Raw genomic sequence first — 402 nt, forward strand, 5'->3', positions numbered from 1 at the left:
GTCTCGCCGCGCGTGGGTGACATCCACCGCGTGCACAACGCCTTTGACGACCGCACGTCGATCAGCATCCACGTCTACGGCGGTAACATCAGCGGCATCCACCGCTCCGTCTATACGGAAGACGGCGAGCGGAAGCCGTTCGTCTCCGGCTATTCGAATACACATCTGCCCAATCTCTGGGACCGTTCCAAGGACACGCCCGCATCATGAGCACCATCATCGACGCTATCGACGCCATCGAATAGCCGGTCGCTGCACCGCTGGCCGAAACCCACGTCCCGACGCTGGCGTATGCCGACGTGCGCGCCACCCTGCTGGCCAGCAAGGAGATCGCGCTGGTCGACGTCCGCGAGGAAGACCCGTATGCCCAGGCGCATCCGCTGTGGGCAGCCAACCTCCCGC

At 64.4% G+C, this 402-nt stretch carries 1 pseudogene; it reads left to right on the forward strand.

The features are described from left to right. Window positions 1-210 (forward strand): annotated as a pseudogene (locus HG543_RS54235) (hypothetical protein); the annotation flags it as partial. Window positions 211-402 lie beyond the last annotated feature (192 nt).

Source organism: Pyxidicoccus fallax, assembly GCF_012933655.1.
GTDB lineage: Bacteria > Myxococcota > Myxococcia > Myxococcales > Myxococcaceae > Myxococcus > Myxococcus fallax.